Annotated in this window: 19 protein-coding genes; 14 read left to right on the top strand and 5 right to left on the bottom strand. The window is 72.9% G+C overall.

Going from position 1 to position 19578, the window contains the following annotated elements; genetic code table 11:
- The first annotated feature begins 215 nt into the window (after positions 1-215).
- From NFS20_RS13840 to NFS20_RS13805, 8 genes are all read left to right on the top strand, one after another.
- Positions 216-1346 (top strand): ABC transporter substrate-binding protein, encoded by a 1131-nt coding sequence (locus NFS20_RS13840; RefSeq protein WP_251152381.1) that lies wholly within the window; start codon positions 216-218, stop codon positions 1344-1346.
- The gene (locus NFS20_RS13835; protein WP_502800819.1) at positions 1343-2203 is read left to right on the top strand and encodes an ABC transporter permease; all 861 of its coding nucleotides are present in this window, start codon (positions 1343-1345) and stop codon (positions 2201-2203) included. Before NFS20_RS13840 ends, NFS20_RS13835 begins: the two co-directional genes overlap by 4 nt.
- On the top strand, positions 2179-3027 hold the full coding sequence (locus tag NFS20_RS13830) for an ABC transporter ATP-binding protein (RefSeq protein ID WP_251152380.1): 849 nt from the start codon (positions 2179-2181) through the stop codon (positions 3025-3027). Before NFS20_RS13835 ends, NFS20_RS13830 begins: the two co-directional genes overlap by 25 nt.
- Positions 3024-4469, top strand: coding sequence for an LLM class flavin-dependent oxidoreductase (locus NFS20_RS13825; RefSeq protein ID WP_285821137.1), 1446 nt, complete (start codon positions 3024-3026; stop codon positions 4467-4469). Before NFS20_RS13830 ends, NFS20_RS13825 begins: the two co-directional genes overlap by 4 nt.
- Positions 4466-5548: an LLM class flavin-dependent oxidoreductase gene (locus tag NFS20_RS13820; protein ID WP_251152379.1), complete on the top strand. Its 1083-nt coding sequence runs from the start codon at positions 4466-4468 to the stop codon at positions 5546-5548. The genes NFS20_RS13825 and NFS20_RS13820 overlap by 4 nt, the downstream gene beginning before the upstream one ends.
- Positions 5549-5723: 175 nt before the next feature.
- Entirely contained in the window at positions 5724-6140 is a 417-nt protein-coding gene (locus tag NFS20_RS13815; RefSeq protein ID WP_251152378.1) for a nuclear transport factor 2 family protein, read from the top strand.
- Between the two features lie 33 nt (positions 6141-6173).
- Complete coding sequence (locus NFS20_RS13810) at positions 6174-7058, top strand: putative protein N(5)-glutamine methyltransferase (RefSeq protein WP_251152377.1); 885 nt, start codon at positions 6174-6176, stop codon at positions 7056-7058.
- Positions 7055-7447 carry a hypothetical protein gene (locus tag NFS20_RS13805; RefSeq protein ID WP_251152376.1) on the top strand — a complete coding sequence of 131 codons (393 nt, stop codon included), beginning with the start codon at positions 7055-7057 and terminating at the stop codon, positions 7445-7447. Before NFS20_RS13810 ends, NFS20_RS13805 begins: the two co-directional genes overlap by 4 nt.
- Positions 7448-7462: 15 nt before the next feature.
- Here NFS20_RS13805 and NFS20_RS13800 read toward each other — a convergent pair whose 3' ends face one another.
- Positions 7463-8137 (bottom strand): uridine kinase family protein, encoded by a 675-nt coding sequence (locus NFS20_RS13800; RefSeq protein ID WP_353050461.1) that lies wholly within the window; start codon positions 8135-8137, stop codon positions 7463-7465.
- A gap of 115 nt (positions 8138-8252) precedes the next feature.
- Between NFS20_RS13800 and NFS20_RS13795 the strand changes: the two genes are divergently transcribed.
- Entirely contained in the window at positions 8253-8957 is a 705-nt protein-coding gene (locus NFS20_RS13795) for an NUDIX hydrolase (protein ID WP_251152375.1), read from the top strand.
- Between the two features lie 143 nt (positions 8958-9100).
- On the opposite strand, the gene NFS20_RS13790 is transcribed toward NFS20_RS13795, so the two are convergent.
- Genes NFS20_RS13790 through NFS20_RS13780 form a run of 3 tightly spaced genes read right to left on the bottom strand, consistent with a single transcriptional unit; the run spans position 9101 to position 12431 of the window.
- Positions 9101-9820 carry a LutC/YkgG family protein gene (locus NFS20_RS13790; protein WP_251152374.1) on the bottom strand — a complete coding sequence of 240 codons (720 nt, stop codon included), beginning with the start codon at positions 9818-9820 and terminating at the stop codon, positions 9101-9103.
- Positions 9817-11568 carry a LutB/LldF family L-lactate oxidation iron-sulfur protein gene (locus NFS20_RS13785; protein ID WP_251152373.1) on the bottom strand — a complete coding sequence of 584 codons (1752 nt, stop codon included), beginning with the start codon at positions 11566-11568 and terminating at the stop codon, positions 9817-9819. Before NFS20_RS13785 ends, NFS20_RS13790 begins: the two co-directional genes overlap by 4 nt.
- Complete coding sequence (locus NFS20_RS13780; protein ID WP_251152372.1) at positions 11565-12431, bottom strand: (Fe-S)-binding protein; 867 nt, start codon at positions 12429-12431, stop codon at positions 11565-11567. The genes NFS20_RS13785 and NFS20_RS13780 overlap by 4 nt, the downstream gene beginning before the upstream one ends.
- 188 nt (positions 12432-12619) lie before the next feature.
- Here NFS20_RS13780 and NFS20_RS13775 point away from each other — a divergent pair, with 188 nt between their 5' ends.
- A complete protein-coding gene (locus NFS20_RS13775) occupies positions 12620-13375 on the top strand; it encodes a FadR/GntR family transcriptional regulator (protein ID WP_251152371.1) in 756 nt (251 codons plus the stop codon).
- An 86-nt stretch (positions 13376-13461) separates the two neighbouring features.
- On the opposite strand, the gene NFS20_RS13770 is transcribed toward NFS20_RS13775, so the two are convergent.
- Complete coding sequence (locus NFS20_RS13770) at positions 13462-15003, bottom strand: glycoside hydrolase family 10 protein (protein WP_251152370.1); 1542 nt, start codon at positions 15001-15003, stop codon at positions 13462-13464.
- Between the two features lie 321 nt (positions 15004-15324).
- On the opposite strand from NFS20_RS13770, the gene NFS20_RS13765 reads away from it, so the two are divergent.
- The 4 genes from NFS20_RS13765 (at position 15325) to NFS20_RS13750 (ending at position 19563) form a co-directional block, all read left to right on the top strand.
- Complete coding sequence (locus tag NFS20_RS13765) at positions 15325-16056, top strand: rhamnogalacturonan acetylesterase (RefSeq protein ID WP_251152369.1); 732 nt, start codon at positions 15325-15327, stop codon at positions 16054-16056.
- 246 nt (positions 16057-16302) lie between these two features.
- A complete protein-coding gene (locus NFS20_RS13760; RefSeq protein WP_285821136.1) occupies positions 16303-17283 on the top strand; it encodes an ABC transporter permease in 981 nt (326 codons plus the stop codon).
- A 31-nt stretch (positions 17284-17314) separates the two neighbouring features.
- The gene (locus NFS20_RS13755) at positions 17315-18055 is read left to right on the top strand and encodes a YesL family protein (protein WP_251152368.1); all 741 of its coding nucleotides are present in this window, start codon (positions 17315-17317) and stop codon (positions 18053-18055) included.
- On the top strand, positions 18052-19563 hold the full coding sequence (locus NFS20_RS13750) for an extracellular solute-binding protein (protein ID WP_251152367.1): 1512 nt from the start codon (positions 18052-18054) through the stop codon (positions 19561-19563). The genes NFS20_RS13755 and NFS20_RS13750 overlap by 4 nt, the downstream gene beginning before the upstream one ends.
- Positions 19564-19578 lie beyond the last annotated feature (15 nt).

The raw sequence follows: 19578 nt of genomic DNA, 5'->3' as shown, positions 1-19578 counted from the left end.
GAGGGCCGGGGCCGTCGTCGCGCCCGTCGCGTTCACGCAGCGTTACAACGGCCCATCCCTCAGAACAAACTGGACTGATCTAGTCGGCTTTCTCTAGCGTCGTGCTCCATGACGACGACCACGCCGACTGTCGCACCCCTCCGCTGTCGCCCTCTCGAGCGCTCCCACGACCCGCGTACCGCCGCGTCCGCAGACCCGCCCCGAGAGGACCTGACATGACCCAGCACCACCGCACCGTCCCGCCGCACGCCGACCGCCCGAGCACCTCGTCGCGCACCGCCGCCCTCGCCGCGCTCTCGCTGGCCGCCGTCCTCGCGACCGGCGCGTGCAGCGCCGCCCAGGCGTCCGGCGACGCCCCTGCCGGCGCGCTCGCCCCGGACGCCGAGCTGCCGACCGAGGTCCCGGAGGGGACGGTCCTGCGCATCGGCGACCCGACCACCCAGAAGGCGATCGAGCTCGCGGGCGACGAGCTCGACGGCGACTTCTCGTTCGAGGTCGAGTGGGCCAACATCTCCGGAGGCCCCGCGACGACCGAGGCGTTCCGGGCCGACTCGCTCGACATCGGCGCCGTCGCCGAGATCCCGCCGATCCACGCGACGTGGACCGGGCTGGACGTGCAGATCTACGCCTCGGTCTACCGCGACAACTGGGAGGACGTGCCGATCTACGAGTTCGCGGGCGCGCCCGGCGTCGAGCTCGACGCGCTCGAGGACTTCCGCGGCCACCGCATCGCCTTCAGCCCGGGCCAGGCGCAGGGGGCCATCGTCCTCAAGGCCCTGCAGGAGGCGGGTCTGACCCAGGACGACGTCGAGCTCGTCGAGCTGCCGAGCACGGGCGACGTGTACTCGACGGCTCTGGCCGCGGGCGAGGTGGACATCGCCCCGCTTGGCGGGACGCAGCTCTACCGCTACCTGGAGACGTACGAGGCCGACGGCGCGACGTCCGTCAAGCACCACCTGCGCGACGACGCGTCCCACCTCTACGGGCCGACGGAGGTCGTCCAGGACCCGGCGAAGGCCGCGGCGCTGCGCGAGTACGTCGAGACGTGGGCGGCGGCGAAGGTCTGGGTCTTCGAGCACCCCGAGGAGTGGAAGCAGGGGTACTACGTCGAGGACCAGGGCCTGAGCGAGGAGGACGCGCAGTACCTCATCGACAACGCGCCGGTGCCGGACGTCCCCGAGGACCTCACCGAGGGCATCGAGCGGACGCAGGCGACGATCGACCTGCTCGCGACCGAGCTCGACCGCGAGCCCTTCCCCGCGGCCGACCTGTTCGACGAGCGCTTCGGGCCCGTCGCGGGCGAGGCCGCCGCCGCCGCGACGGCGGACGGCGGGGGCGACCGGTGAGCGCCACCGTCGTCGACCGGGCGGACCTGCTGGTCCCGAAGGTCGACGCACCACCGGTCGTGACGGACGTGCGCCCGCGCGGCACGCGCCTCGGGCTCGGCCGTCCGATCCCGCTCGCCGCCCTCGTCGGGGTGGCGCTGATCGTCGGGGTCTGGTCGGTCGGGTCCGCGACCGGGTTCATCGACCCGCGCGTGCTCAGCGCCCCGTGGACGGTCCTGACGACGGGTAGCGAGCTGGTCGCGGACGGAAGGCTCGGCGGGCACCTCGCGGTCTCGCTCACGCGCGCCGCCCTCGGTCTCTCCTTCGGCATCGTCGCGGGCGTGGCGCTCGCGCTCGCCGCGGGGCTCAGCCGGGTGGGCGACGCCGTCCTCGACGGTCCGATCCAGGTCAAGCGCGCGATCCCCAACCTCGCCCTCCTGCCGCTGCTGATCCTGTGGTTCGGGATCGGCGAGGAGATGAAGGTCATCACCATCGCGCTCGGCGTCTTCATCCCCATCTACCTGCACACGCACAACGGCCTGCGGGCGATCGACAGCCGGTACGTCGAGCTCGCGGAGACGGTCCAGCTCTCGCGGCGCCAGTTCGTGCGCCGCGTCATCCTGCCCGGCGCGCTGCCGGGCTTCTTCCTCGGGCTGCGCTTCGCGGTCACCGGGTCGATGCTCGCGCTCGTCGTGGTGGAGCAGGTCAACGCGACCGCCGGGATCGGCTACATGATGGAGCTCGCGCGCACGTACGGGCAGACGGAGATCATCCTCGTCGGTCTCGTCGTGTACGGGGTCCTGGGCTACTCGGCGGACCTCGGCGTCCGCCTCCTGCAGAGGAAGGTGCTGTCATGGCGACGCACGCTGGAGGATTGACCGGGACGCCGTCGGGCACCGGGACGGACCGGGCGCCGGGGGTGCTCCCCGGCCCGTCGTCCGACGGTCCCGCCGTGCAGGTCCGCTCGCTCGTGCGGTCGTACGGCGAGAAGCGCATCCTCGACGACCTGGACCTCACGGTCGACGACGGCGAGTTCGTCGCGATCCTCGGCAGGTCCGGGTCGGGCAAGAGCACGCTCCTGCGCGCGCTGGCGGCGCTCGACCACGACGTCGCCGGCTCGGGCGAGGTCGTCGTGCCCGAGCAGGTGTCGGTCGTGTTCCAGGACTCGCGCCTGCTGCCGTGGGCGCGCGTGCTCGACAACGTCGTCCTCGGTCTCGACGGCACCTCGCGGGGCCGGTCACGGAGCGCGGCGCGCGAGGCGGGACGCGCGAGCCTCGCCGAGGTCGGCCTCGCGGGCCGCGAGCGGGCGTGGCCGAACCAGCTCTCGGGCGGCGAGCAGCAGCGCGTGTCGCTCGCCCGGTCGCTCGTCCGCTCCCCGCGGCTCCTGCTCGCCGACGAGCCGTTCGGCGCGCTCGACGCGCTCACCCGCATCCGCATGCACGCTCTGCTGCGCGACCTGTGCGCCCGGCACCGGCCAGCGGTCCTGCTCGTGACCCACGACGTCGACGAGGCGATCGTCCTCGCGGACCGCGTCGTCGTGCTCGACGAGGGCCGCATCGCCCGGGAGCGCCGCGTCGCCGACAGCTACCGACCGGGGGAGCGGCGCGATGCCGCGGACCCCCGCTTCGCCCGCATCCGCACGGAGCTCCTCGACGCCCTGGGCGTCGACCGGGGAGCCGACTCGAAGGAGCACGCCGCATGACCACCCCCCTCACCGGCTCCGCCGGCGTCCCGCGCGCCGCAGGCCGCGACGGCCACCGCCCCGGACGGCTGCACCTCAACGCGTTCCTCATGAGCACCGGGCACCACGAGGCGTCGTGGCGGCTCCCCGAGAGCGACCCCGCCTGGACGTCGACGAACATCGCGCACCTCCAGCGGCTCGCGCAGACCGCCGAGGCGGGGAAGCTCGACTCGATCTTCTTCGCCGACGGGCCGGGGCTGCGGTCCGACGTCGGACGCCGACCGTCGGGCTCGCTCGACCCGCTCATCGTGCTCACCGCGATCGCGACCGTGACCGAGCGCATCGGGCTCATCGCGACCGCGTCGACGACGTACAACTCGCCGTACAACCTCGCACGGCGCTTCGCGTCGATCGACCACGTCTCGGGCGGACGTGCGGGCTGGAACGTCGTGACGACCGCGGGTCCGGACATCGCGCGGAACTTCGGCCTCGACGACCAGCCCGCCCACGCGGTCCGCTACGAGCGCGCCGCGGAGTTCCTCGAGGTCGCGTTCGCGCTCTGGGACTCGTGGGAGGACGACGCGGTTCTCGCCGACAAGGCGGCGGGCGTGTGGGCGGACGCGACGAAGATCCACGCGCCGGGGCACGTCGGCGAGCACTTCTCGGTGCACGGCGCGCTCACGACGCCCCGGTCCCCGCAGGCGCGGCCGCTCGTCGTGCAGGCCGGGTCGTCCGACGACGGCAAGGACCTCGCGGCCCGGTACGCGGAGGCCGTGTTCACGGCGCACCAGACGCTGGGCGACGCCCAGGACTTCTACGCCGACCTCAAGGCGCGGGCCCTTGCAGTGGGCCGCGACCCCGGGACCGTGAAGATCCTGCCGGGGATCGTCCCCGTCATCGGGTCGACCGAGGCCGAGGCGCTCGCCGCGGAGCGCGAGCTCGACGAGCTCATCGTCCCCGAGTACGCGCGCGCCCAGCTCGCGAAGACCCTGCGCCTCGCGCCCGAGGACCTCCCGCTCGACCGCGAGCTGCCCGCCGACCTGCCGTCCGAGGACGAGATCGAGGGGGCGAAGAGCCGGTACACGCTCGTCGTCGAGCTCGCGCGCCGTGAGCGGCTCACCGTGCGCGAGCTCATCGGGCGGCTCGGGGGCGGGCGCGGCCACCGCACGTTCGCGGGCACGCCCGAGCAGGTCGCCGACGCGATCCAGGACTGGTACGACGCCGAGGCCGCCGACGGGTTCAACATCATGCCCGCCGTCCTGCCGTCGGGGCTCGAGCAGTTCGTCGACCACGTCCTGCCCGTGCTGCGCGAGCGCGGCCTGTTCCGCGACGAGTACGAGGGCACGACGCTGCGCGAGCACTACGGGCTCGACCGTCCCGCCAACCGGTACGCGGCGGCGTCGGCACCGACGACGGACGTGTCCGCGCCCGTGATCCCGGATCTCGCTGGATCCCTGGCATGAGCGGCGCGTCGGAGCACCTCTGGTACGTCCCCAACCAGGTCCGTCCCGGGCACCGCGGCGACGACGCGGTCGAGGACCACAACAGCCTCGACACGCTCACGAGCCACGCGCTCGCGCTGGAACGGCACGGCTGGGGAGGGGCGCTGCTCGGGACGAGCTGGGGCCGTCCCGACACGTTCACCGTCGCGACGGCGCTCGCCGCCCGCACGACGACGTTCAAGCCGCTCGTCGCGATCCGGCCGGGGTTCTGGCGACCGGCGCACTTCGCGTCGGCCGCCGCGACGCTCGACCACCTGAGCGGTGGCCGGCTGCTCGTGAACATCGTCTCGGGGTCGGACGGGCAAGCGGCGTACGGGGACGGCGAGGCGGATCCCGCGCACCGCTACGCGCGCACGCGGGAGTTCCTGCAGATCGTCCGGCGCCTGTGGACGCAGGAGGAGGTCACCTACGAGGGCGAGCACTTCTCCGTGACCGGGTCGCGGCTCGGGCCGCGACCGGTGGTCCGGGGAGAGCGCAAGCACCCGCGGCTCTACTTCGGCGGCGCGTCCGAGGCGGCCGAACAGGTCGCCGCCACGGAGGCCGACGTGCAGCTCTTCTGGGGCGAGCCGCTCGACGGGGTCGCCGAGCGGATCGACCGGCTCGAGCGGCTCAGCGCCGAGCTCGGCCGCGAGCACGCACCGCTCGAGTTCGGGCTGCGCGTCACGACGTTCGTGCGCGACACGACCGAGGAGGCCTGGGCCGACGCCGAGGCCAAGGTCGCGCAGCTCGCGGACCGCGCCGCGCAGGGGGACGCGTGGTCCGCGCGCGACCGTGGGCGGCGGACCGCCGTCGGGCAGCAGCGACTGCTCGACCTCGCCGCGCGCGGCGAGGTGCTCGACGAGAACCTGTGGACGACGCCCGGGCGGTTCGGCGGCGGGGGAGCCGGCACGACGTGGCTCGTCGGCTCGGCGCAGGACGTCGCCAAGTCGCTGCGCCGGTACCAGGACCTGGGAGTCACGCACTTCGTGCTCTCGGACACCCCGTACCTGCGCGAGATCGAGAGGCAGGGAGAGCAGCTCCTCCCGCTGCTCCGCGCCTGACGGGGAACCGCACGGGCAACGGTCGACGCACCGTGCGGCCCGGTGGCGGGTGCCGTCCCGCGTGCTGTGGACGGTACCCGCCCCGGGGAGGACGATGGCCGTGAGGAGAGGTGCGCCTGCTCAGCTCGCCGCCGTCCGGACGACGTCCGCGGCAGACGCGGGACGGAGGACGGCCATGGTCGACGCGACAGGTCCGGGCGGTACACCGCTGGACCGCCACGAGGAAGAGAACGCCACCGTCGTGCGGCGCCTGGTCGAGTGCATCAACGCGCGCGACGTGAGCGTCATGGACGAGCTGTTCCACGACGACGCCGTGATGGACTGGCCGCAGTCCGGCGAGAAGGTCGTCGGCGCCGAGAACCGCAGGGGCGTCTACGGGGCGTTCCCGCAGCTGCCGACCATCTCGCCGTGGCGCGTGCTCGTCTCGGGCGACCTGGCCGTCCTGATGGCACGGCTCGACTACGACGGGCCCGTCTTCGAGACGGTGTTCGTCTTCGAGCTGCGCGACGGGAGGATCGCGCACGAGACCGCACAGTGGGCCGAGCCGTTCGAGCCGCAGCCCTGGCGGTCGGAATGGGTCACCGTGGGGTGAGCGCGGCCCGGCGGGCCGGTAGGGTCCTCGGCCATGGGTGCGCACGCGACCGACCGGCCTGACGTCGTCGCGCTGCTGCGCGCTGCCGGCTGCGTCTTCGCCGAGGACGAGGCGGCGCTCCTGCTCGACGCCGCGGCGTCGGACGCCGCGCTCGACGCCCTGGTCTCGCGCCGGGTCGCGGGCGAGCCGCTCGAGCAGGTGCTCGGCTGGGCCGAGTTCCGCGGGCTGCGCGTGGACGTCACGCCGGGCGTCTTCGTGCCCCGGCGCCGCACGGGCCTCCTCGTGGAGGAGGCGCTCGCGCTCCTGGCCCGACGCCGCCCGGTCGGCCGCGCGTCGTCGGGCGCCCTGGGCGGGGCGGACGGGGGAAGGCCGCTCGTCGTCGACCTGTGCTGCGGCAGCGGCGCGATCGGTCTGGCGCTCGCGACCGAGTCCGCCGTCGCGGGGACGCCGGTGGAGCTCCACGCGGCGGACGTCGACCCGGACGCCGTCGCGTGCGCGGCGCGCAACGTCGCGCCCGTCGGCGGGACTGCGTCCGCGGGCGACCTGTTCGATGCGCTCCCGGCGGCGCTGCGCGGTCGGGTCGACGTCCTGCTCGCGAACGTGCCCTACGTGCCGACGGACGAGATCGCGCACCTGCCGCCCGAGGCGCGTGACCACGAGCACCGGGTCGCGCTCGACGGCGGTGCGGACGGCCTCGACGTCCTGCGTCGCGTCACCGCCGACGCCGCGGCATGGCTCGCGCCGGGCGGATCGCTGCTCACCGAGTCGGGCGAGCGGCAGGCACCGGGCGCCGTCGGGATCCTCGAGCGCGCCGGGCTCGACGCGCGCGTGGTGCGAGACGACGAGATCGGCGCGACGGCCGTCGTGGGGACCGCTCCGACGTCGGCACCGGGCGCTCCGCTCAGGACGTTCTCGTGAGGCCGGCGCGAGCACTCGCCGTGCTGCTCCTGGTGGCGCTCGCCGTCGCCGGGTGCTCCCGCCCGGCGCCGTGTGCGCCGGTCGGGTACGGGTCCGTCCTCGCGGTGCGGTTGTTCGACGGCTGGCCCGAGCGCGACCGGTACGCGGTGGAGGTGTCCTGCCCGCCGGCCGCGGAGGACTGCTCCGTCGGCGAGGACGAGGAACCGGAAGGGCCGGTGTGGCGCGGGAGCGCGGGCGAGGTCGACGAGGTCGAGGTGCGCGTGACGGAGGTCGGGACCGGTTCCGTCGTCCAGGTGCGCACCGTCGAGCCGAGGTTCCGCCTCGTCGACCCGGACCGGGAGCAGTGCGGCGGTCCGCGGGAGGCCGTCGTGAGCCTCGTCGACCGCTGACGTCCTCCGGACGCGTCAGAGCAGCGCCCGGATCTCCTTCTCGGCCTGGGCCGGGGTGAGCGCCCGGCAGCCGAGCGACACCCAGTGCCGCACGAGCCCGGGTTCGGCCCGCAGCAGCGCCCAGCCACGTCGCACGAGCGTGAGCGGCGGCTTGCGCATCTCCGCGAGGTCGCGCAGCAGCCGGAACCAGAACGACACGAGCCGCGGGCGGCGCAGGCAGATCGCGTCCGCGAGCACGTCCTCCTCGCGGCACCTCGCGACGATCTCCGCGGCGAAGATGCCCTCGGCGAGCACGACCCGCGACCCGGTGACGTCGACGTGCGTCGTCCCGGTGCGGCGGGACGTCGGGATGTCGTAGACGGGCACGTCGGTGTGCCCGGTGCGCGCCAGCTCGACGAGCGCCGCGACCGCGCCGTCCGCGTCCCAGCTGCGGGGGTCGTCCCAGTCGACGATGCCGAACCGCTGAGGGAGGCCGGGGTGGTCGTGGTCGAGGTAGAAGTCGTCGAGCGCGACGACCGGGAGCCCGAGCCGCCGGGTGAGCGACGTCTTGCCGGAGCCGGACGCTCCCGTGAGGAGCACGACGCGCGTCGGCACCTCGCGCGAACCGGGCGGCACGTCGAACAGCGCGGCCTCGGGGCCGGCGTCGGCCGGGTCCACGTCCGTCGGGTCGGGAGGAGGGCTGGCAGTCACGGGAACCCATTCTCCCAGGCGTGCCGACCGCGCCGAGAAGTGAGCATCCGCCCTGGATCTGCCCAGATCCGGGGCGGAAGGTCACTTCTCGGCGATCTCGACGTAGCCTGCGCGGATGACCTCGCCCGACCCTGCTGCCGTCCTCGCGCTCGACGCCCTGCGGCGGCTGGAGGGGTTCCACCCCACCGACCCCGCGCAGGCGGCGCTCGCGGCCGAGTACGTCGCGTTCGTCCGGGACGACGCCGCCCGGCCGGATGCCGCCGGGCCCGATGCCGCCGGGCCCGACGCGGCGCGCGCCGACGCTGCCCGGCCCGACGCGGTGCGGCGCGACGGCGGCCCCGAGCACCTCACCGCGAGCTGCTTCGTGCTCAGCCCGGACCTGTCGCGCGTGCTGCTGTGCTTCCACCGCAAGGGACAGTTCTGGGTCCAGGTGGGCGGGCACGTCGAGCCGGGCGACACGACGCTCGCCGGCGCCGCGTACCGCGAGGCGCGCGAGGAGAGCGGGCTCGCCGATCTGCGGCCGTTCGAGCCGTTCGAGCCGGACGAGCCGGACGACGCCGGGCAGCTCCCCGCTCCGGCGCCGCCCGTCGACGTGCACCGGCACGACCTCGCGGCGGCGTTCGGCGCGTGCCGCACGCACTGGGACGTCGGGTTCGTCGCGTTCGCCGATCCTGTCGCCCGCACGACCGTGAGCGACGAGAGCGAGGACGTCGCGTGGTTCCCCGTCGACGACCTGCCGGCCGGCACGCCGCCCGACTTCCCGGAGCGCCTGGCGACGGTCCTCGCGGAGGTCCGCCACCGCCGTCGGGCCGCGAGGTAGTACCCCAGCCCCCGAGGTAGTACCGCAATCCGCGAGGTAGGACCCCAGTCCGCGAGGTAGTACGGCGATCCGCGAGGTAGTACCCCAGCCTGCGAGGTAGTACCCCGGTCGGCGACCGCGGTACTACCTCGGTGACCGGGGTACTACCTCGGCGAGGCGAGGACGACGTGGAGCGTGCGGGGGCCGTGCACGCCCTCGACGCGGGACAGCTCGATGTCGCTCGTCGCGCTCGGGCCGCTGATCCAGGTCTGCGGGCGCTCGGGGTGCTCGGCGAGCAGCCGCACTCCCTCCGGCACGGTGTGCACCACCTGGTCCGTGCGCACGACGCACACGTGCAGGTCCGGCACGAGCGTGATCGCGCGACGACCCTGGTCGGGCTCGCCGTCGAGCACGATCGTCCCGGTGTCGGCGATCGCGACGCGGGCGGCCGTCACGACGGCGTCGACGGCGTCGAGCTCGTCGGCGGTCCGGGGGTCCTCTCGCGAGTCCGCGACGCGGGCCGCCGTCGCGGGCAGCGCGGCGAGCCACGCGTCGTCGAGCGCCGGCGGCACGACGACGGAGCGCGCCTCCGCGAGCAGCTCGCCGACGATCCCCGCGACCTCCTCCGGCGACGCCGCGCGGTGCACGTGCGCCCGGTAGTCGACGAGCCGGTCGACGAGGATCTCGACCGCCGCGTCCGATCCCGGCGCGTGCTCACCGGTCGCCCGGTACGTCCGCGGCACGTCGGTGACCGACGCCGCGGGGTCACCGACCGGACCCGGGTGGGTGTCCGCCGTCGGGCCGCTGCTGGTGACCGGGCTGCCGCTCGCGGTCGGGACCAGCGCGGCGCGGACACGGGCCAGGACGTCGTCGCGCGCGCTCATCGGGCCCCACCCTCCTCGCCGAACCCTGGGTTGCGCGGCACGGGAGGCTCTTCCTGCCGCGTAACCCCGGGTTCGGCAGCGGACGGTGCGTCCTCGTGACGCGCGACCCCCGGTTCGGCAGCCACGGTCCCGGCGGATCCCGCGCCCGGCGGGGCGACGTGCTCGGTCCGCCACCAGTCGCGGAACGTCTGCTTCGCGGGCGCGGGCAGGTCGCGTGACCGGGTCCAGGCACTGGCGGGCGGCGGCAGCGTCGAGATGCGGCCCTTCGGCCCGGCGACCACGCGCCCGAGCACCGCCGCCTTCTCCGCGAGCTCGAACCGCCGCGCGTCGGACATGACGAACGACGCGGCCTTCATCGCGGCGCCCCAGCCGGTGGGCAGACCGCCGCGGTCCGCGTCGACCTCTCGGGCCCGCAGCTCGACGAGGATCGACGGGATGTCGATCTTCACCGGGCACACCTCGTAGCACGCGCCGCACAGCGTCGACGCGTAGGGGAGCGACGCGTTCGGGTCGTGATGACCGGAGAGGCCGCCCGACGACTTCGTGAGCTGCGGCGTGAGGATCGCGCCGATCGGGCCGGGGTACACCGACCCGTACGCGTGCCCGCCCACGCGCTCGTACACCGGGCACACGTTGAGGCACGCCGAGCAGCGGATGCAGTGCAGCGCGGCGCGGCCCACCTCGTCGGCGAGGACGTCGGTGCGCCCGTTGTCGAGCAGCACGAGGTGGAACTCCTGCGGGCCGTCGCCCGGCGTGACGCCCGTCCACAGGGACGTGTACGGGTTCATGCGCTCGCCCGTCGACGAGCGCGGCAGGAGCTGGAGGAACACCTCGAGGTCGGTGTAGGTGGGCACGATCTTCTCGATGCCCATGACCGTGATGAGCGTCTCGGGCAGCGTGAGGCACATGCGCCCGTTGCCCTCGGACTCCACGACGGTGAGCGTGCCCGTGTCCGCGACGCCGAAGTTCGCTCCGCTGATCGCGACCTTCGCGGAGAGGAACTTGCGGCGCAGGTGGGCGCGCGCGGCCATCGCGAGCTCGCGCGGCACGTCGGACAGGTCGGGCGGGGCGTCGCCCATGCGCTCGAGGAAGATCTCGCGGATCTCCGCGCGGTTGCGGTGGATCGCGGGCACGAGGATGTGCGACGGCATGTCGTCGGCGAGCTGCACGATGAGCTCGGCGAGGTCGGTCTCGTAGGCCGCGACCCCCTCGGCGGCGAGCGCCTCGTTGAGCCCGATCTCCTGGGTCGCCATCGACTTGACCTTGACGACCTCGTCGACGCCCTTGGCCTTCACGAGGTCCGCGACGATGCGGTTCGCCTCGTCGGCGTCGCGCGCCCAGTGCACGACGCCGCCGCGCGCCACCACGTTGCGCTCCAGCTCCTCCAGGAGCTCGGGCAGGCGCGCCATGACGTCGGTCTTGATCGCGGACCCGGCGTCGCGCAGGGCTTCCCAGTCGGGCACCTCGCCGACCACCGCGGCACGCTTGGCGCGGATCGTCGACGTCGCGTGCGCGAGGTTCCGGCGCAGCTGCGTGTTCTGCAGCGCCTGCCGCGCGGCGGTGGGGAAGTCGTCGCCCCAGCGCAGCGGCTCGTCGGGGTGCGGCACGTCGCCGAACGTGTCCGACGCCGCCCCTGCACCGGTGGAGGTGCCGTGGTCGCCCGGGCGAGCGGCGTCGTCGGGCAGGGTGCGGGCACCGGACGCCGACCGGCGCGGCACCGGAAGGCCCAGGAACGTGCTCCGGCTCATCGCGCACCCCCGACCGTGTCAGGGCGAGAGGACGCCCCGGTGACGCGTGGCCCTGACACGGTGGCGTTCGCCCCCGACGTGTCAGGGCGAGAGGACGCCCCGGTGACCTGTGGACCTGACACGCGTGTCGAGGCGAGGATCTCGGCGAGGTGCAGGGTCCGCACGCCGGCCCGGATGCGCGAGAGCCCGCCACCGATGTGCATGAGGCAGGACGAGTCGCCCGCCGTGAGCACCTCGGCACCGGTGGACTTCACGGACGTCATCTTGTCGGCGAGCATCGCGGTCGACGTCTCCGTGTTCTTCAGCGCGAACGTGCCGCCGAACCCGCAGCACGACTCCGCGCCGGGCAGCTCGACGAGGTCGATCCCCTCGACGGCCCGCAGGAGCCGCAGCGGCTTGTCGCCGACGTGCAGCATCCGGAGCGAGTGGCACGTGGGGTGGTAGGTGACGCGGTGCGGGAAGTAGGCGCCGACGTCGGTCAGGCCGAGCACGTCGACGAGCAGCTCGGACAGCTCGTAGGTCTTCGCCGCGACGGCGTCGGCCGTCTTCCCGAGCGCCTCCAGCCCTGCGCGGCGGCACACCATGCCCTGCTGGTGGCGGATCGATCCCGTGCACGACCCGGACGGCACCACGATCGCGTCCCACTCGCCGTCGAGCACGGGCGAGAACGCCTCGACGTGGTTGCGCACGACCGGCACCGCCTCGGCCATGTACCCGGTGTTGACGTGCATCTGCCCGCAGCACGCCTGGCCGTCGGGGACGTGGACCTCGTGCCCGAGGCGTTCCAGCAGCAGGGCGGTGGCACGGGGCGCCTGCGGGAACATGACGTCCCCGATGCAGGTGGCGGCGAGGGCGATGCGCATCGGTGCTCCGGGGGAGAGGCGGTTCGGTCCAGTCTCGTCTCCCGGCACCCGGGGCGCGCGAGGAACGAGCCGACGAGGACCCGCTGAGGGCCGTGACGGGACGTGTGGTCGGACCACACCGCGCCACCGTAGACCATGTGGTCCGACCACAGCCAGCCCGGGTGCGCCCGAGCGCCTACGCTGACCCTGTGCGCACCCACGAACGCGTCCTCGCGAGCATCGAGGCCGACCTCGCCGGCGGGCGCTGGGCCCTCGGCGAGCGGCTCCCCGCCGAGCGGGCGCTCGCCGACGAGCTCGGCGTCTCGCGGTCGTCGGTCCGCGAGGCGATCCGCGTGCTCGAGGCGATGGGCATCGTCCGCACGGCGGTCGGCTCGGGGCCCGACGCCGGGGCGACCGTCGTCGACCGGCCGGCCGCCGGGCTCGGGGCCGCGGTGCGGCTCCACGTCGCGTCCGGCACGCTCGCGGTGCGCGACGTCGTCGAGACCCGCGTGCTGCTGGAGACCTGGGCGGTGCGCGAGGCAGCCGGGCGCTCGGTGCCGTCGCCCGCCGCTGACGCGACGGACGCCACGGGGGTGGCGGGGGGCGCGGAGGTCACGGAGGCCCGGGCGGAAGCGCTCGCCGAGGCGCGTGCGCTGCTCGACCGCATGGACTCCCCGGACCTCTCGGCCGGCGCGTTCCGCGAGCTCGACGCGTCGTTCCACCTCGTCCTCGTGCGTCTTGCGGGCAACGTGCTCGTCGAGGCGGTCATGACCGGGCTGCGGGGTGCGATCGAGTCCTACGTCGCCGCGGGCAGCGCCGGGCTGGCGTCGTGGGAGCGGACGGCCGAGCGCCTGCGGGTCGAGCACCGCGCGGTGCTCGACGCGGTGGCCGCCGGCGACGGCGCGCTCGCCGAGCGCCTCGTGGCGGAGCACATCGAGGGGTTCTACCGCGAGACGGGGCTGTGACCTCGTTCGTCCAGCGGCAGGACCGTCGGACCGAGACCGCCGAGGCGGGGGCCCTGTGGGGGCCCGCCGCCCCGGCGGCGTGAGGGTCAGGTCGAGCAGGTCGCTGTCGGCAGGGTGGTGTTGCCGTTGGAGTACAGCGTGATGCCGAACGCGTCGCCGTTGCCGTTCGGTGTGGCGGTGAGGGTGCCGCTCGTGCCGGCGACCGAGGCGTTCCAGGAGCTCTGGAGGCTCTGGCCCGCACCGGTCCGGATGGTCACGACCCAGTCGGACGCGCCGGACACCTGGAAGGTGGTGTTGAACCGGTCGCCCCAGGAGTCGCCCGGGGCGACCGTCACGGTGCAGCTCTCGCCGCCGCCCCCGCCGGAGGCCGACGAGCAGGTTGCCGTCGGCAGGGTGGTGTTGCCGTTGGAGTACAGCGTGATGCCGAACGCGTCGCCGTTGCCGTTCGGTGTGGCGGTGAGGGTGCCGCTCGTGCCGGCGACCGAGGCGTTCCAGGAGCTCTGGAGGCTCTGGCCGCTCCCGGTGCTGACGGTCACGACCCAGTCGGACGCGCCGGACACCTGGAAGGTGGTGTTGAAGCGGTCGCCCCACGACCCGCCTCGCGTCACGGTCACGGTGCAGGACCCGTCACCCGGGTTCCCCGGGTTGCCGGAGTTGCCGTCGCCGCTGTTGAGCTGGTCGAGCACGGCGGTGTAGGCGGCCTTCTTGGTGCCGTTGCCGTCGAAGAGCAGCGGCGTGCCGGACGCGCGCCACGAGTCCGTGTCACGCACGCCCCACACGGTGATGCCGGTGCAGCGGGACACGGCCATGCAGGCCTGGACCACGCCGCGGTACTGCTCCGCCTGCGACTGCCCGGAGCCCTCGATGTCGAGCTCGGTGATCTGCACGTCGACGCCCAGGTCGGCGAAGTTCTGCAGGGTGGTGTGGTAGTTGCTCGGCACCGGGTTGCCCGAGTTGAAGTGGGCCTGGAAACCGACGCAGTCGATGGGCACGCCCCGCGCCTTGAAGTCGCGGACCATGGCGTACACGGCCTGGGTCTTCGCGTGGTTCCAGTTGTCGGTGTTGTAGTCGTTGTAGCAGAGCTTCGCGCCCGGGTCCGCGGCGCGGGCGGCGCGGAACGCGGCCTCGATCCAGTCGTTCCCGGTGCGCTGCAGGTTCGAGTCCCGTCGTGCGCCGGAGCCGCCGTCGGCGAACGCCTCGTTGACGACGTCCCACGCGTAGATCTTGCCGCGGTAGTGGGTGGCGACCTGCGTGACGTGGTTGAGCATCGCCTGCCGGAGCGCGGAGCCCGACATGTTCTGCATCCAGCCCGGTTGCTGCGAGTGCCAGGCGAGGGCGTGCCCCCGGACCTGCTTGCCGCGGCTGGTGGCCCAGTTCACGATCTGGTCGCCCTGGGTGTAGCTGAACCGGTTCTGCGACGGCTCGGTCGCGTCCATCTTCATCTCGTTCTCGGCCGTGATCATGTCGAACTCGCGGTTCGCGATGGTCGAGTACGTCGAGTCTGACAGTCGTCCTGCGGCGAGGGCCGTGCCGAAGTAGCGGCCGGACTCGGCGGCCGCCGCCTCGAGGGTGGAGCCGTCCGCCTGGGCGGTGCCGACACCCAGGCCGGCGGCCATCGCCACGGCCATGAGTGCTGCGAGGGCGGCTCGGTGTCGACCGTTCCTTCTGCGCGGGGGTAGTGCTCGGGTCATCGTCGATCCCTTCTCTCCCGGGTGGACCACCGTTGGCCCACCGGCGCGAAACGCAGTGCGCGAGTGACGCTAGTCACATCCTGTTCTCGTGGCAACCGTTATCGATACCGTTTTATCGGCGAGCGGTGCCCGTCCGGTTCGTGGGGGTATAGCTGTTCCGGAGGTTGCCAGGCCGCGCACCGGCGGATCCCGACAGGCGGCACGGTGGATGGTCTAGGCTCCGGCAACCGCTTACCCATCGAGAGGACGATCGGCACCATGCGCACCACCAGGGACGACCGGGCACGCGCCCTCCACATCGCCGGTGACTCGACCGCCGCGCCGAAGGGCGTGGCTGCCGCACCGGAGACGGGCTGGGGAATGGCTCTGCCGTTCTACGTCCCCGGGCTCGAGGTCGTGAACCACGCGCGCAACGGTCGCAGCAGCGCGTCCTTCATCAGCCTCGGCCACCTCGACCTGGTCGACGCGGCGCTGCGCGAGGGCGACCTGCTCCTCGTCCAGTTCGGGCACAACGACGCGAAGGCCGAGGACCCGGTGCGTTACACCGAGCCCTGGACCACGTACCAGGAGTCGCTGAGGGCCCATCTCGAGGTAGCGCGACGCCACGGGGCGCACCCGGTGCTGGCGACGTCCGTCGAGCGGCGCTCGTTCGACGCCGCGGGCCGAGCGGTCGCGACCCACGGGGAGTACCCCGCGGCGATGCGGGAGCTCGCGCGCCGGGAGGGCGTCCCGCTGGTCGACGTGCAGGCGGGCTCCCTCGCGCTGTGGCAACAGCTCGGCCCGGACGAGACGCGCCGGTACTTCCTCCACACGCCCGACGGGCGGCGCGACGACACCCACTTGAGCCCGCTCGGGGCCGCCGCCGTCGCGCGCCTCGTCGCGTCCGGGCTCGTCGAGGTGGGCGTGCTGGGGCCCGACGACGTCGGGCGGCTCGACGAGGACGTACCCGCCTCGCGGCTCACCTGGGCGGACGCGGACCCGAACGCCTGACCTCCGTCGGCGCGTCGTCGGCGCGTCCCCCTCGCCCGCGGACGCCGTTTGGTGCTGGCGCCCGGGGCTGCTAACTTGCGTGCGGGAAACCGGTTACCCGCCGAGGATGTCGCGGCTGCCGGGCACCACGCTCGAGGAAGAGATGAGGATGCCGATGCCGGCGACGACGATGGTGACGACGGTCGGTGAGCCCCGCGCTCACCGCCTGTCGGCGACCGCCCGCGACCCGCGACGGGGGGAGCTCGCGTGAGCGTCGCGACCCCCGTGCGCCCGCGGGGGCGTGCCGAGCGGACGGACACGCTTCCCCCCGCGGTGACGCAGCGCAAGCACCCGGGCGGCGGCTTCTGGAAGCACCGGGCGCTGTACCTGATGATCCTTCCCGGGGTCCTGTACTTCCTGGTGTTCAAGTACGTCCCCATGGGCGGCCTGGTAATCGCCTTCCAGAACTACCAGCCGTTCCTCGGGTTCACGGGGAGCGAGTGGGTCGGGTTCGAGCACTTCGTGCGCCTCTTCACGGAGGACACGTTCTTCGTCCTGCTGCGCAACACGCTCGTGATCTCCGGGCTGCTCCTGCTGTTCGCGTTCCCCATGCCGATCGTGCTCGCGCTGCTGCTCAACGAGGTGCGCACCACGTTCCTCAAGAAGAGCGTGCAGACGATCGTCTACCTGCCCCACTTCATGTCGTGGGTCATCATCGTCTCGATCTTCTACGTCATGCTCACGATCGACGGCGGCAGCATCAACAACGTCATCGTCTCGATGGGCTTCGAGCCGGTGCCGTTCCTCACCGACCCGGACTGGCTGCGCCCGCTGTACGTGTTCCAGGAGATCTGGCGCGGCGCGGGGTGGGGCACGATCGTCTACCTCGCGGCCATCACCGCGGTGGACGAGCAGCTCTACGAGGCGTCCGAGCTCGACGGGGCCGGTCGGCTGCGCCAGACCTGGCACATCACGCTGCCCGCGATCCGGCCCACGATCATCGTCATGCTCATCCTGAGCATCGGCGACATCATGGAGCTCGGCTTCGAGCACATGTTCCTCGTGATGAACTCGCTCAACCGCGAGGTCGCCGACATCTTCGACACCTACGTGTACACGACGGGCATCGTCAACGGGCAGTTCAGCTACGCGACGGCGGTCGGCCTGTTCAAGGGCCTCGTGGGGCTCCTGCTCGTGGTGGCCGCCAACAAGCTCGCGAAGCGCCTCGGCGAAGAAGGGGTCTACTGACGGCCCCGGCCGTCGGTGGAACGGCACCGCCGTGTTCTCCTTCGAGGGCTTCGTCCGCGTCAACACGGTCCTGACGGGCGCCTACAAGCTCGTCTACCTGAACCTTCTCTGGCTCGTCACCACGGTGCTCGGCCTGGGGGTGCTCGGCGTCGGGCCCGCGTCCTACGCCCTCGCCCGGTACGTGGACCGGTGGTTCCGCCTCGGCGAGGAACCGCCCCTCACGCGCACGTTCTTCGCCGCCGTGCGCGAGCAGTACGGGCGCTCGGTGGTCGTGAGCTGGATCTACCTCGCCGCCGGCGCCGTGATCCTCACGAACGTCTTCGGGGGCACGAGCTGGTACGTCCAGATGCTCAACGTCGTCGCCCTCGTCGTCTACGCCGTCTCGCTCTTCTACGTGTTCTCGGTCATGGCGGCGCTGGACCTGCGCACGCTGCGCGAGACGGTCGCGGCGTCGCTGATGCTCGGCTTCGGCTCGCTGCACTGGACCGTCCTCGGCGGCACCGCGGTGCTCGGGGCGGGGTACCTCCTGTCCCAGTACGCCCTCCCGGTCCTCGGGCTGCTGGGGGCAGCTCTCCCGGCCGCCGTGGTCGGGTTCGTCACCCGGGTCGTCTACCGGGACCTCGACGGGGAGACCCCCGTCGCACGCACCACGCACCTGGCGCCGGAGCCAGGTGCCGTGCCGGCAGGCGTCAGCGCCTCCGGCGACCTCATCACCACAGCAGCAAGGGCGCGCGTGGTTCGTCGCCTGTCACGAGAGGAAGACCCAGCATGAGGAAGACCAGGTTCGGAGCCACCATGGCGGCGTCCGCGGTGATCGCGCTCGCGCTCACGGCGTGCGGCGACGGCGAGGCCGAGCAGGACGCCGAGGCGAGCACCAAGGACAGCATCTCGTGGATGACGATGCTGCACACGGCGACCACCCCGGAGACGGACGGCGTCGTCGAGGCCGCCCTCGAGGAGCACACGGGGCTGTCGATCGAGTTCCAGTGGGTCCCCGACGCCTCGCGCGACGAGAAGATCAACGCGGCGCTCGCCTCCGACTCGCTCGCCGACGTCGTCTCGCTCACGAGCATCAACAACACGACCGTCCGCCAGGCGATGTCGCAAGGACAGTTCTGGGAGGTCGAGGAGTACCTCGCGGAGTTCCCGAACCTCGCCGAGATCCCCGAGACGACGATCGACGTCGCCCGGGTCGACGGCGGGCTCTACGGCGTCCCGTACCAGAAGCCGCAGGCGCGCTACGGCGTCCTCGTGCGCCAGGACTGGCTCGACAACCTCGGCCTCGAGGTCCCGCACACGATCGAGGACCTCACCGAGGTCGCGAAGGCGTTCACCGAGAACGACCCCGACGGCAACGGCGTCGCCGACACGGTCGGCTTCTACGACCGCGAGGAGTCCTACGCGGTCGGGTTCCGCTCGCTCGCGGGCTACTTCGGCGCCGGGCAGTACTTCTCGGTCACCGAGGACGACGAGGTCGTCCCCAGCTTCACCACGGACGAGTTCAAGGACGCCATGGAGTGGTACCGCGGCGTCTACGAGAACGGGTGGGTGAACCAGGAGTTCGTCACCGTGCAGAAGCAGGTCCAGAAGGACGGCATCGCCCAGGGCAAGGGCGGCATCGTCGTCAGCGGCCTGTTCGAGGCGAAGAACTTCCAGGAGGCCGCTCGCGCCGCCGACCCGAGCACGCCGCAGGAGTGGGCGCTGATCAACGACATGACGTTCGAGGACGTCCCGCGCCGCATCCTCACCGACACCAACGGCGGCATGGGCGGCTGGCTCGCGATCCCGAAGTCGAGCGTCGAGACGGAGGCGGACCTCAAGGTCGTCCTCGGCTTCATCAACGACCTCATGGACGAGGAGGCGTTCGACCTCATGACCAACGGCATCGAGGGCACGCACTACGAGCTCGACGCCGACGGTGTGGTCACGATCCTCGACGAGGCCGTGTGGGAGCAGGAGGTGCAGCCGTTCGGCTCGTCGCGCCCGTCCGAGGTCGTCAAGGCGTTCAAGTCCTCGAACCCCTACACGAACCTCGCCAACGAGCTCATGAAGGAGAACGACGAGTTCATGGTCGCCAACCCGGCGCAGGCCCTGACGTCCGAGACGTACAACGCGCAGTGGTCGCTCATCGACCAGCAGGTCATGGACGCCTACAACCAGTACATCACCGGCCAGATCGACATGGCGGGCTTCGAGGACGTCGTCGAGGGCCTACGCGGCCAGGGCGTCGACGCGGTGATCGAGGAGCTCACCGCCGCGTACGCCGAGACCCAGGGCTGACGCACGGCTGACCCA

Source organism: Cellulosimicrobium sp. Marseille-Q4280 (assembly GCF_943181405.1).
Classification (GTDB): Bacteria; Actinomycetota; Actinomycetes; order Actinomycetales; family Cellulomonadaceae; genus Cellulosimicrobium.
This window is presented reverse-complemented; position numbering and strand designations above follow the sequence as displayed.